Here is a 13,215-nt window from a genome sequence, read left to right as displayed (position 1 = left end):
TTAAGAAATAGCGTAAAAAAGTCCCTAAATAGCTTACTTTCTATTTCTTTTGTTTTTTCTGAATTTTCACTATGTAAAGAGCCTAGCACAAACGTGTGAACAAATTAATTATAATGAATAGAATAATTTATTGCAATATCAATTTCATATATTTTTAAAAAACGTAAATGGGGATAAAGAGGGATTTTTATAAACTAAAGTCTCAATCACTTCAACAAATTAAAGCGGAAATTGATTAAAATAATTTAACAAATTCAGCAGGAATAATGTTTTATACATATAATTAATCATCCTTTTTTAAAAAATTCTGACAGATAGTTGGTATTTTATCTAAAATTTTAAGTGTCAAACGACATGCTGAGAAGGTCACATGAGGGCTTCGTGACTTTTTTATGGTCATCCTTTATAATAGATAGACATACTGTTGCGATGAAAAAGAAGAGTACATATATTCACCATTTACAGAGAGTCTGCGGCCGGTGCGAGCAGATAATGGCATGTATGGAATGGGCTTTGGAGCAGCTAACCGAACACTTTTGAAAGTAAGTAGGCTTAGACGGAGCAGTCTCCGATATCAACGTCTTGAGTGATTTCCATGTGAAATAACAAGGGTGGTACCACGGTTCATTCGTCCCTTTTCTGTTGAAAAGTGACGAGTGGGCCTTTTTATATTGAAGAAAAGAGGTTTTAGTATGACAAAAAAGACAATTTTTTCAGGCATTCAGCCGAGCGGTTCTGTGACATTGGGGAACTATATTGGAGCGATGAAGCAATTTGTCGATTTGCAGCATGATTATCACGGCTATTTTTGTGTAGTCGATCAGCATGCGATTACAGTGAGTCAGGACCGACTAGCCCTACGCCAAAATATTAGAAGCTTAGCAGCTCTTTATTTAGCAGTTGGACTTGATCCAGAGAAGGCGACATTGTTTATCCAATCAGAGGTACCTGCTCACGCCCAGGCAGGATGGATGCTGCAATGTGTTGCTTATATTGGGGAATTAGAAAGAATGACCCAATTTAAGGACAAATCCGCTGGTAAGGAAGCGGTTGTTTCAGGCCTATTAACGTATCCCCCATTAATGGCTGGCGATATCTTATTATATGGTACTGATTTAGTCCCTGTCGGAGAAGATCAAAAGCAGCATCTTGAATTGACTAGAACGCTTGCTGAACGTTTTAACCGCAAATACAATGACATCTTCACTGTACCTGAAGTGAAGATTCCAAAAGAAGGCGCTCGGATTATGTCTTTAGCAGATCCAACAAAAAAGATGAGCAAATCCGATCCGAACCAAAAATCGTTCATTACCTTATTAGATGAACCAAAGCAGCTTGAAAAGAAAATCAAAAGTGCTGTGACGGATTCAGAAGGCATCGTTAAGTACGACAAAGAAAACAAGCCTGGGATCGCCAACTTGCTGACGATTTACTCTGTCTTAGGTAACATATCGATTGCAGAGCTTGAGCAAAAGTATGAAGGCAAAGGGTATGGCGAGTTTAAGGGAGATCTTGCGAACGTCGTCGTTGATGCTTTAAAACCAATTCAAGATCGATACTATGAACTTATTGAGTCAGACGAGCTTGACCGTATTCTTGACGAAGGTGCTGAAAAAGCAAACCGCGCAGCAAACAAAATGCTGAAAAAAATGGAGAATGCAATGGGTCTAGGTAGAAAGCGCAAATAAAAAAAGCTTGCAGCACATCACGCTGCAAGCTTTTTCTAATTCACCTTTGATTCGTTTTCCATTTCCCAAAGCTTTTCAAAAAACGGCTGTCCCTTAATCATTTTTTCACAAAATGCTAAATGATTCTCTGACCATCCATCAATGGTTTCATTGTAAAGCATATTCCAAATCTCTTCGAATGACATTCGTTTGATTTGATTGTACATGCGCGGATTCCATTCCGTATACCAATACGCAATCTCCGCCCTGTTTTGAAGACCTTTTAATTGATCGAGTGCCATAAACATTAGCTGCTTCAGCTGTCTTTCTTTTCTCGTTAATCCGCTGATGTGCTGCGGCGGCAAAGACAAAATGTGATACTCCTTCGCCGACTCAAGACGGTCCTGAGAGAATTCATATTCCTCAGCCTTCACATCCTTCACCATTTCATACACCAATTGCTCCTGCCTTGGGATTAAGCGGCTTTTCCTCACAGGAATGGAATACCCAATCGTATCCACAGCAATAATTCGTATGCCGTCTGTCACCACAAAGCAATATTCTAATTTACGCCGTTCATGATTTTTTCGAATATATGATTTCTCAAAAACAGATTCTAGCAGCGTCTTCGGCAGCTCTGAAAGATCATTCTCTATGTAATCATACAAAGGACTCTGCACCTTGAGTAAAGGTACTTGATCTAACAGCTCCACACTGTCCTCCTTGCGCCACTCATGAAAATGACACACATTGTAGCCATTTTCTTCCCCTTCAAACCAATTCACCCATACGTCATGAAGAAATAACATAACCAATCCCTCACTTTATAAAAACTGTTGTCCACAGTATGGTCAAGGGATAGAGAAATTATTCCAACTTTATTAAACTTCAAGCGGAGTGAATGATGGCATGCTTTTCTTTATGACATAAAGAAAAGCAAGGGTGCCGCAGAGTCCCTTTCATCTTGTCATAAAAATGAGGCATTACTTTAACTTTTTAGGATCAAGCGCATCTCTCAGTCCATCTCCTAAGAAATTAAAGCATAAAACGGTCAGCAATATCAGTAAACCTGGGAAGAGCGGATACCACCACGCTTGCACCATAATCGAGAAGTTTTGTGCATCTTGCAGCATGTTGCCCCAGCTCGCTGTTGGCGGCTGTATGCCAAACCCTAGATAGCTCAGCGTTGATTCGGCTAAAATGACGGAACCTACTTTTAGTGTAGCTGACACAATAATAGGACCGATACAGTTCGGTAAAATATGCGAAAAGATGATGACATGGTTTTTCGTTCCAATGGTTCTTGCTGCGAGTACGAATTCTCTTGTTCGTAGTGATAAAAATTCACTGCGGATCAGTCTCGCGGTTGTGGTCCAGCCGGTCAAAGCAAAGATTAAAATCAATTTATCAATGCCCGGTTTGAAAATGGTAACGAGCGTGATCAAGAGAAAAATATCGGGAATCGACAACACGACATCCACAAGTCTCATTAACAAGGAATCAACAAATCCTTTGAAATACCCCGCTACCGCTCCGACCACCGTGCCAATGGTAATCGCACCGACCACCGAGACGAAACCGACTAATAAAGAGACCCTCGCGCCATAAAGCACCCTTGAGAAAATATCTCTACCAAACTTGTCAGTTCCCATCAAATGCTCAGCACTTGGCGGCTGGAGTCGTTTTAATAAATCTTGCTGCTCTGGTGCGTAAGGGGCAATTACTGGAGCGAAAATGGCTGAAAAGATAATGACCAATAAGATCACGGAGCCGGCAACCGCCAATTTATTTTTGAAAAATTTCTCACAAAATAAACGCAGCATCGTCTCTGGCTTTGGCGGAAGACCTTCCTTTAATTTGATATCTACAGGAGGTGTTCCCATATTAGGCTGTGCCAATTGTGCTTCAGCTCCCTTCTAATATTCAATACGCGGATCAACGATCGCATAGAGAATATCCGCTATTAAATTTCCAACCACCACGAGCACTGCGGAAATAACAGTCATCGCCATAATGACCGGATAATCTCTCGAAAAGGCAGAATCAATGAACAGCTTTCCAAGCCCTGGCCAAGTGAAAATTTGTTCCACCACGACTGCACCACCAATAAAGGATGGAATCATCAATCCGAAAATCGTAATGACAGGCATAAGACCGTTTCTTAACCCATGCTTGAAAATGACTTTGTTTTCTCGAAAGCCTTTCGCTCTTGCGGTACGAATGTAATCCTGCCTCATGACATCAAGCATACTCGACCTTGTGTATCGGGTGAGCCCTGCCATATCAGCGGTTGCTAAAACAAAGGCTGGTAAAATGATGTGATGAAGCCGGTCAAATACATTAAAATCGGCATTTAAGGTAGAGACGCCGCCTGTTGGGAACCATCCTAAATTCACAGATAAAACCATTATTAGAATGAGTCCAAACCAAAAATTCGGAATAGCCAGTCCGATAAAAGATGTAACCGTAATGCCATAGTCTAGCTTTGTATATGGACGTTTTGCTGAAAGAACACCGAATGGGATGGCGATAATCAGGGCGACTAATGTAGAAAAGATCATGAGGATGAGGGTATTTGGCAGCCGGGCAAAAATCAAATCAGCCACAGGCGTTCCCTTTTTAACAATAGAGGTGCCAAAGTCACCTTGAAGCATATTGCCAAGCCATTTCATATACTGCACATATTCAGGGTCGTTCAAGCCGTACTTATCAATAAAAGCTTCCCGGTCTGCCGCACTAATGGTTGGGTCCATCATAAGTGACATCGGATCGCCTGGTGCTGCTTTCATAATGGCGAAGGACAAAATGGTAATCCCAAATAAGATGGGAATGGAAAGCAGTGTCCTTCTAATGATATATGTAACCATATGCACAACTCCTTTTTCATCGGATCGCCATACTGTGATGAAAAAGGGCTAAAATGGTCTTTATTTTAGCCCTCTGTCTTTTTTGGTGACTTCACGCTGAAAGGGGAGAACCTTCCCCTTTTTCACTAGCAGCCTACTGTTCAATCCACCATTTCTCGATTTTGTAATACTCATCTTTCGGGTGGTAAGAGTAGCCTTGGAGATTAGATGGCATCGCACGATGTGAGTTGGCATAATAAAGGAACGTATATGGCTGATCTTCTGCGATCAATTCATAAATTTTTTCATATGCCTTTGAATATTCTTTTCGATCGCTTAAGTTCTTAGCATCCACTAACAGCTTATCGACCTCCTCATTTTTATACCAGATGTTATTCAAGCCTTTTTCTGACTGGCTTGAGTGGAAGATGCTGAATTGATCAGGGAATGTGGCAAGGCTCCAGCCGAGCAGCAACGCATCATAATCCCACTTAGGAGGTGTCGTCTGCTCAATGAGTGCACTGAATTCCACAATTTGCGGCTTCGCTTCCACACCAATTTCTTTGAGCTGCTGCTGGACAACGACAGCAATATCTTCACGGACTTTGTTTCCTTGGTTGGTCTTTATGACAAAGGAGAATTTTTTGCCGTCCTTATCAAGATAGCCATCTCCATCTGTATCCTCCCAGCCCTCTTCTTTCAGCATCTTTTTCGCTTTTTCTTGATCAAACTCAAACACTGGAACACTGTCATTCTTTGGATAGTTCCATGACAGCGGACTTTCTGGAATGTTGGCTACTTTGCCGTCTCCATCTAACACTTGATCAACAATCGTTTGACGATTAATGGCATGTGTCAGCGCTTGACGGACCTTTTTACTTTTAAACAGATCATTTTTCTGGTTCCAGCCAATGTATGAATAATTGAGCCCTAGATCAGATTCAATTTTAATGTTGCTGACTTTTTCAGCCGTTTGCAGCTCTGCTCCCGGTACAGCAAAGAAATCAATATCACCTGCTGACAGCTGGGCAATCGCTGCGTTCTGATCAGGAATGGTTTTAATCGTGACGGTATCAAGATATGGACGTCCATCCCAATAATCGTCAAAGGCTTCTAGTTTCACGTAGTCGCCTTCTTTCCACTCGGCAAATTTAAATGGACCTGAACCAATTGGTTTTTTTCGGTTAAATTCATTTTCACCGAGATCCTTTACAGGCACATCACCTAAAATATGCTTAGGCAAAATGCCATAGCTTCCTAGTGTGACATTATAGAAATAAGGATCTTTTTTATTGAGCTTGAATTCGATTGAGTAATCTCCTGTCTTTTTAACAGAATCTAATACTTCAAAGCCTGATCCGCGCTCCCCGTTGTAGTCCTTATTGATCGGAATGCTGTATGTAAACACAACATCATCAGCTGTCAATTCTTCTCCATCATGAAACTTTACGCCTTTTTTAATGGTCACATCAAACTGCTTCCCGTCATCAGATTCTTTAATATCTTCTGCGAGTGATAGCTGAGGGTTCAACTTTCCGTCCGTTTGAAGCAAAAAGCTGTAGATTCTTTCTTCAATATCAGAGCTAGCCACATCTGTTGAATACAACGAGTTAAATAATGTTGGTTCTGCAATAGAACCGATGACAAGATCTCCGCCCTGTACAGGTTTACTGGTGGATTTCTTTTCACTGTCTCCAGAGGTTTTATTTCCACTAGAGCAAGCCGCAAGCATGAGCGTGAAAATCAGCAGTAAACTGATCAAAATGGATTTTCTATTTCTACCTTTCATATACAATTCCCCCTATCCTTTTTTAGAAATGACGACAGATGCCGCTTCATCCCCCCTCTCAAAGATGAAATCATCCAAGCTGATTAAGCGTCGTAGAGGTGGCAGGCAACGAAGTGATTTGGTTTTAATTCTTGAAATGCTGGTATTTTTTCTTTACAGATTTGTTTCGCATGCGGGCATCTTGTGTGAAATACGCACCCTTTTGGCGGATTCGCAGGACTTGGCAGATCGCCTTGAAGCATGATCCGTTCTCTTTTGATCTGACCCTTTTTACGGGTAACAGGTACAGAAGAAAGCAGTGCCTGTGTATATGGATGGAGTGGTTCATCGTACAGGCTTTGCTTATCGGCAAGCTCCATCATTTTGCCGAGATACATCACGCCGACTCGATCACTAATGTGCCTGACCACACTTAAGTCGTGAGAGATAAATAGATAGGTCAGGTCAAATTCCTCCTGAAGCTCCTCCATCAAATTAATCACCTGCGCCTGAATGGATACATCCAGTGCTGATACTGGCTCATCTGCGATGATCATTTCGGGATTCATGGCAAGCGCACGAGCGATGCCGATTCGCTGCCTCTGTCCGCCAGAAAATTCGTGGGGATAGCGATTAGCAAAGCTTGGATGAAGGCCCACCTTTGATAAAAGCTGTTCTACTTTTTCATTTCTTTCTTTTAAGGAATATAAGTGGTGTGTTTTGTAGGGTTCTTTGATGATGCTTCGAAGTGTTTTTCTAGGGTTGAGTGATGCAAAGGGATCTTGAAAAACCATTTGGATGTTTTTTCGTGTTGATTGTCTTAGCTTTGATTCTGATACACGGGAGATATCTTGCCCTTTAAAAAGGATTTGACCGTCAGTTGGTTCATATAAACGAATCATGGTCCGGCCTAATGTCGATTTACCGCATCCTGATTCCCCCACTATCCCTAACGTTTCACCTTTATAAATCTTCAAATCTATGCCGTCAACAGCTTTGACTGCACCGACTTTCTTCTGAAAGACGCCTGCTTTAATCGGAAAATGTTTTTTGATTTGTTTCAGTTCAAGAATGGTTTCTTTCTCTATTAGATCTGTTGCATGTGGTTGATTTTGAGCAAGAGTCATGTTTGGTCTGCCTCCTCATATAAGAAGCATCTGACGCTTCTGCCATTTTCAAAAGTCCTCAGCTTAGGCAGTTCACCTAGGCAGCGCTCCTTCACTTGCGGGCATCTAGGAGCAAAGCGGCAGCCGGCTGGAAGCTGATCTGGCGCAGGGACATTCCCTTTTATCGCTGTTAGCGGCTGTATGTCTCCGTCAATGACAGGAATCGATTCAAGCAGCCCTTCTGTGTAAGGATGCAGCGGCTGATCAAATAATTCTTCGACGGTCCCATTTTCAACAACCTGTCCGCAGTACATGACAATGACTCGATCTGCCACTTCAGACACGACACCTAGATCATGAGTAATGAGGAGAATCGATGTACCAAATGTCGTGCATAAATCTTTCATCAATGTGAGCACCTGGGATTGAATGGTCACATCTAGTGCCGTTGTCGGTTCATCTGCAATGAGAAGCTTTGGATCACAGCTTAGCGCAATGGCAATCATCACTCTTTGCCGCATACCGCCGGATAAACGGTGCGGATAATCTTTGATGATTTGTTCCGGTCTGGAAAAACCAACAAGCTTCAGCAGATCAATCGCTTTTTTCGTCGCTTCTTTTTTTGAAAGTTTTTTGTGATAGATGAGGATTTCTGTTATTTGTTCCCCGATGGTTAAGACGGGATTGAGTGAGGTCATGGGCTCCTGAAAGATCATCGACACGTCATTACCACGAATGCTGCATAATTCCTTTTCACCATATGTAACGAGATCCTTACCATCTAGCTTGATGGAACCGTCCATAATTTTTCCACCAGTGCCGTTAATCAAGCCCATAATGGATAAGGACGTAATGCTTTTGCCAGATCCAGACTCACCGACTAATGCAACAGTTTCTCCTCTGTTGATGCTGAAATCAACGCCATCTACAGCAGGTATCGCTTCTTTTTTTCGAAAAAAATAGGTTTTTAAGTTCTGCACTTCAAGCAGCGTGGTCATGTATTCGCCCCTTTCACCATCAATCAATCGAACTAAATCTAAAAATTCCGTCTTTTTTGAATAAAAAGAATTATCAAAATTTATATTTGTATATTATTACATTGTTATGACGAAATCAAGAAGAATTTAGTAAATTTGTAATATGTCTCTTTTTATGTGAATCATTCACTTTATGAGTCTATCGCCTTTAAAAAAGTTTCGGACGGCTCTGCAATCATAGACTCCTCGCTGATTCTGTGTTCACTGAAATACTTTTTCACAATATAATACCCAGTGGCGTAACCAAGCATTTTGGGGTAGTTCCCTTTTCCATAAAGGAGGTTCTGTATCAGTCTTTCGTCGTCCTGCACTTTTTGATCAAGATGACTGGATACCCATTTCTGATACATACGCTGAAGCTGCGTTTCGTCATAGAGAGTGGTCCATTTGGCTGTATAGCTTTCTCCGTATCTATGATACACAGCATATTCAGCGAGCCCCTCCATCATGATTGTATCAAGGAATGTAAAATCTTTTTCTTCTTTCGTGAGAAAATGCAACCTGCATACATGGTGATATTCATGAGTCAGCAATGTGCCGATACGTTCTTTCGGGGTATTTGGCGACAAAAAGAGAAAGACCTTGTCGTCAAATGCCATGCCGGATTGATAATAAAATTGCTCTCTAATTTCTTTACTGCTCTCATTGACTGGCAAAATAAAGACTGGAATGTCAGGGCCTTTCCACTGCTTTTGGAGCGCCTTGTATTCTTTCATGACGAGCTGGAAGTACCCTTTTTCTTTGAGCTTGTCGATCATGTCTTTGCATGATCGAAAAGACCGAATCATGCCGTGATGTTGCAGGTGGGAGAGAATAGAGGACCATTCTTTTTCCTCCGCCCCTTTAAAATAAGGAACAAAGCGCGACGCAAGCTCCTGAAATGATGAAGATTGATGAATGAGATATTGTGTATTGACTAGACCCATACCGCTAAACACCTCCATTTTCATCATATGCAAAAAAGCAGCGATCTGTTTATAGATCGCCGCTTTCCTAGGAAATATTACGCTTCGTATTTTTTAAAGATAATTGTCGCATTGTGTCCGCCAAAGCCAAGTGAGTTACTTAGAGCCACTTGTACTTCTTTTGAACGTGCTTCATTTGCCACATAATCAAGATCACATTCTTCATCCGGTGTTACAAGGTTAATGGTTGGAGGAATAACACTGTCTTTAATCGCAAGCACAGAGAAAATAGCTTCTACTCCACCTGCTGCACCAAGTAAGTGACCTGTCATCGATTTTGTCGAACTGATCGCAAGCTGATTCGCATGCTCTCCGAACACTTCTTTAATCGCCATTGTTTCAAATTTATCATTGTACGGTGTGCTTGTTCCGTGGGCATTGATATAATCAATTTCTTCCACAGACAAACCAGCATCTCGAATCGCTTCTTTCATTGCGCGTACGCCGCCTTCTCCGTTTGGAGCAGGTGCTGTAATATGATACGCATCTCCAGTTGATCCATATCCAACAATTTCTGCATAAATCGTCGCGCCACGTTTTAATGCATGCTCAAGTTCTTCAAGAACGACAATCCCTGCGCCCTCTCCCATAACAAATCCGTCACGGTTTTTGTCAAATGGACGGCTTGCTGTCTCTGGATCAGGATTTGTCGAAAGAGCTTTGTTCGCACAGAAGCCAGCAAACGACATTTTTGTTAACGGCGCTTCTGTTCCGCCTGTGATCATCGCATCTGCATCTCCGCGCTGAATGACTTTAAATGCATCACCAATTGAGTTTGTACCTGTTGCACATGCTGTTACAGTACAAGAGTTAACCCCTTTTGCGCCAAGTGCAATTGAAATTTGGCCTGTTGCCATATCTGGAATCATCATTGGAACAAAAAACGGGCTTACGCGTCTTGCCCCTTTATTTGAATACACTTCAAACTGCTCTTCAAATGTTTCAAGTCCGCCAATACCAGATCCAACCCATACACCAACACGCGGTGCGATTTCATCTGTGATTTCAAGACGTGAATCTTCTAGCGCCTTTTGAGCAGCAACGACTGCATATTGCGTGAAGCGTGCCATTTTTCGTGCTTCTTTTTTCTCCATGTAATCTTCAATGTTAAAATCTTTTAATTCTGCAGCCACTTTTGCTGTATATTCACTTGAGTCGACACGTGTGATCGGTCCAACTCCTGATACACCTGCTAAAGCATTTTTCCATGTTGATTCTACATCGTTGCCAAGAGGTGTCAAAGCACCTAATCCTGTAACAACTACTCGTTTTTTATCCATTAATTTGTGCACCTCACTCTTTTATCGGCCCCATCGCATAGCGATTGCGCCCCACGTTAATCCGCCACCAAAACCTACCATTACAATCACATCGCCGTCATGAATTTTTCCGGCTTCGATTTCTTCACATAGTGAAATTGGAATGGATGCTGCTGATGTGTTTCCATATTTATGGACTGTCTTCGACATTTTTTCAACTGGCAGCTCTAGGCGTTCGCGGGCTGCTTCCATAATGCGAATGTTTGCTTGATGCGGGATCAAGAAGTCAACGTCTTCTTTTGATAGTCCAGCTTTTTCGATGACGTTTACGCTTGACTCGCCCATTTGTCTTACAGCAAATTTAAATACTTCTCGTCCATTCATGATTGTATGATCTTTTTCATCTAAGTACAAGTGCTTACCGCCTCTTCCATCGGCTCCAAGCTCAAATGAGAGAATTCCTTTCCCTTCGCTGACCTCTCCTAACACAGCAGCCCCTGCTCCATCTCCAAACAGAACAGCAGTATTGCGGTCATCCCAGTCGGTAATGCGAGAAAGTTTTTCAACGCCAACGACGAGTACGTGCTTGAACGTACCTGATTCGATAAATTGTTTTCCAGTAACAAGCCCGTACATAAAGCCAGCACACGCAGCGCTAATATCCATTGCACATGCTTTATGTGCACCGAGCTGCTCTTGAATCATACAAGCGACTGTCGGAAATGATTGATCTGGCGTGACTGTCGCCACAAGAATCATATCGATATCTTCTGCAGCTACATTTGCGTCAGCTAATGCTTTTTTTGCAGCAGCAAGCGCCATATGTGATGTATTGACATCATCAGAAGCAATTCTTCTTTCTTCTATACCTGTTCTAGTACGAATCCATTCGTCAGAAGTTTCAACCATTTTTTCTAAATCAAGATTTGTTAACACTTTTTCAGGTATATAGCGGCCAAGGCCAATAATTCCAGCATTCATTGAATAAGACTCCTTTTACTCATACGAGCATGTGATATTGTGATCTTATATTAGTATCTGGTACTAATTTTAACTTATTTTTTTCTCCTTGGCAATACAAACGTCTAACCTTTCCTCTCACTTTTTTCATAGATTATTGATATACCAATAGTAGAAAGGAGCATTTGATATGGCGCAAAAAGATATTTTTTCAGCTATGATGTTTGGACAGCCGCTTGAAAAGGAGAAAAGCAAGGAAGAAACAAAGGAGGAACGCGTGGAGACATCTTCAAGTGAAGAGTCCATTGACTACATGCATGTCATGAACCAAATTGGGAACATTATGAACTCCATCGATGAGCTGAAGCCTGTGTTTAAAGATGTTGGCCCTATGATTAGTGCCTTCAAAAAAAAATTATCATAAAAAAAAGCCACTATTCTGTGGCTTTTTCTGATTCTGCATCTGCTTTTCCAAGCTCATAAGCCTCTTGCATAACAGATGTAAACAATGATAAAAGCGGCTGAAGAGCTTCGGGCTCAAGCTGAATACCTGCTTTATCTAATTCTTCTTTTGCCTGCGGAAAATACTTCATGGCAATTTGTAAAAATTCCATCGATTTTTCGTGCTGCATCGCCTTGTCCTCACTTTTCATTTGGCAGTTTGCCAGTTTTTTTGTAAGACGCAATATCACTTTCAATGTCTTTCAAAAAAGCACGGTCAATGGTGGAACTAAATTTCCCCATTTCGATCACTCCTTCTTTAAAGTCAAAGGAGTACTCACCTTGTGCATTTAGCTTGCCTTCATTAAATTTCTTCGCAATAATACTATACGCTTTATCCACATGCTGGACTGTGCTTGTTAAGACAGTATGGCTGCCGAGGTTAGATTGATCGGTGACATATCCGATCGCTGATAAATTATCGGCTTTGATTTGTTCAATGACAGGGATATTATAACCATCACCTGCTGGATATACAACATCTACGCCCTGTTTTTTCAATTTTTGATAGAGCTCCACGGCTTTGTCCGCATCATCCCAGTTTTCGACAAACTCGGCAAGCACTTGTACATGTTCATCTTGATACTTTGCACCTTTGATAAAGCCGTCTACTTCGCTTTGCCAATCATATGTAGCAAGAATACCAATCTTTTTTGATTTTGACATATGTGCTGCTGTCATGCCTCCAAAAAAGCCCATCGCTTCACCTTTAAACGTCACATTCGCAACATTATCCGCCTGAGGCTTGTTTCCATTTACCGTGATAAATTGTGTTTTCGGATAATCTTCACTAATGATGTTGAAAATTTCGCTGTATTCATTGCCATGGCCAATAATCAAATTGACTCCTTTTTTGTGAAATTCTTCAATGGCATCAACGATTTTCTCTTTGTCGACCATTCCTTCCTTATAATAAACATCTACACCAAATGTCGATTGAATACTTAATAAGCCTTTATAACCTTTCGTTCCCCACACTTGATCATTAATTGTATCGGGGACGAGTAAACCCACCTTCTCAATCTGTCCTTTTAAAGGTGCCTGTGAGCAGGCAGATAATAGGAGAAGGAACGAAAAGATCATGACAAGCCGCTGATACTTCATGC

Annotated in this window: 13 protein-coding genes and 1 other annotated feature; of the genes, 2 read left to right on the top strand and 11 right to left on the bottom strand. The window is 41.5% G+C overall.

Translation table 11 applies throughout. The features are described 5' to 3' along the window. The first annotated feature begins 420 nt into the window (after nucleotides 1-420). Nucleotides 421-639 (top strand) — a binding site (T-box leader). A gap of 53 nt (nucleotides 640-692) precedes the next feature. Further along, nucleotides 693-1,688: a tryptophan--tRNA ligase gene (trpS, locus tag MHI33_RS06175; RefSeq protein WP_012009563.1), complete on the top strand. Its 996-nt coding sequence runs from the start codon at nucleotides 693-695 to the stop codon at nucleotides 1,686-1,688. A gap of 35 nt (nucleotides 1,689-1,723) precedes the next feature. Here trpS and MHI33_RS06170 read toward each other — a convergent pair whose 3' ends face one another. The 9 genes from MHI33_RS06170 to MHI33_RS06130 form a co-directional block, all read right to left on the bottom strand. Beyond that, nucleotides 1,724-2,476: a YjbA family protein gene (locus MHI33_RS06170; protein ID WP_050945290.1), complete on the bottom strand. Its 753-nt coding sequence runs from the start codon at nucleotides 2,474-2,476 to the stop codon at nucleotides 1,724-1,726. A 174-nt stretch (nucleotides 2,477-2,650) separates the two neighbouring features. Beyond that, on the bottom strand, nucleotides 2,651-3,550 hold the full coding sequence (gene opp4C / locus MHI33_RS06165; protein ID WP_106064987.1) for an oligopeptide ABC transporter permease: 900 nt from the start codon (nucleotides 3,548-3,550) through the stop codon (nucleotides 2,651-2,653). 33 nt (nucleotides 3,551-3,583) lie between these two features. Continuing rightward, nucleotides 3,584-4,534, bottom strand: a complete 951-nt coding sequence (locus MHI33_RS06160; RefSeq protein ID WP_044139928.1) for an ABC transporter permease — start codon at nucleotides 4,532-4,534, stop codon at nucleotides 3,584-3,586. A 133-nt stretch (nucleotides 4,535-4,667) separates the two neighbouring features. Continuing rightward, nucleotides 4,668-6,302: a peptide-binding protein gene (locus MHI33_RS06155; RefSeq protein ID WP_340909909.1), complete on the bottom strand. Its 1,635-nt coding sequence runs from the start codon at nucleotides 6,300-6,302 to the stop codon at nucleotides 4,668-4,670. Nucleotides 6,303-6,385: 83 nt separating this feature from the next. Then, nucleotides 6,386-7,408: an ABC transporter ATP-binding protein gene (locus MHI33_RS06150; RefSeq protein ID WP_340909907.1), complete on the bottom strand. Its 1,023-nt coding sequence runs from the start codon at nucleotides 7,406-7,408 to the stop codon at nucleotides 6,386-6,388. Continuing rightward, nucleotides 7,405-8,385 carry an ABC transporter ATP-binding protein gene (locus MHI33_RS06145; protein WP_044139925.1) on the bottom strand — a complete coding sequence of 327 codons (981 nt, stop codon included), beginning with the start codon at nucleotides 8,383-8,385 and terminating at the stop codon, nucleotides 7,405-7,407. Before MHI33_RS06145 ends, MHI33_RS06150 begins: the two co-directional genes overlap by 4 nt. Nucleotides 8,386-8,555: 170 nt before the next feature. After that, complete coding sequence (locus MHI33_RS06140) at nucleotides 8,556-9,350, bottom strand: DUF2268 domain-containing protein (protein ID WP_185107555.1); 795 nt, start codon at nucleotides 9,348-9,350, stop codon at nucleotides 8,556-8,558. Between the two features lie 77 nt (nucleotides 9,351-9,427). Further along, nucleotides 9,428-10,669, bottom strand: a complete 1,242-nt coding sequence (gene fabF / locus MHI33_RS06135; protein WP_003211631.1) for a beta-ketoacyl-ACP synthase II — start codon at nucleotides 10,667-10,669, stop codon at nucleotides 9,428-9,430. Nucleotides 10,670-10,690: 21 nt separating this feature from the next. Further along, nucleotides 10,691-11,629: a beta-ketoacyl-ACP synthase III gene (locus MHI33_RS06130; protein WP_003212296.1), complete on the bottom strand. Its 939-nt coding sequence runs from the start codon at nucleotides 11,627-11,629 to the stop codon at nucleotides 10,691-10,693. 169 nt (nucleotides 11,630-11,798) lie between these two features. Between MHI33_RS06130 and MHI33_RS06125 the strand changes: the two genes are divergently transcribed. Further along, nucleotides 11,799-12,032: a hypothetical protein gene (locus tag MHI33_RS06125; RefSeq protein ID WP_319610399.1), complete on the top strand. Its 234-nt coding sequence runs from the start codon at nucleotides 11,799-11,801 to the stop codon at nucleotides 12,030-12,032. Nucleotides 12,033-12,042: 10 nt separating this feature from the next. Here the strand turns inward: MHI33_RS06125 and MHI33_RS06120 are convergent, their stop codons facing one another. Next, nucleotides 12,043-12,240, bottom strand: a complete 198-nt coding sequence (locus tag MHI33_RS06120; protein WP_003211983.1) for a ComZ family protein — start codon at nucleotides 12,238-12,240, stop codon at nucleotides 12,043-12,045. Nucleotides 12,241-12,250: 10 nt separating this feature from the next. Then, nucleotides 12,251-13,213, bottom strand: a complete 963-nt coding sequence (locus MHI33_RS06115; RefSeq protein WP_106067197.1) for a BMP family ABC transporter substrate-binding protein — start codon at nucleotides 13,211-13,213, stop codon at nucleotides 12,251-12,253. Nucleotides 13,214-13,215: the final 2 nt, after the last annotated feature.

This window comes from Bacillus sp. FSL K6-2971, assembly GCF_038006405.1.
Lineage (GTDB): Bacteria > Bacillota > Bacilli > Bacillales > Bacillaceae > Bacillus > Bacillus pumilus.
Note: the sequence above shows the minus strand (reverse complement) of the source record. Positions and strands in the feature narration are given on the sequence as shown.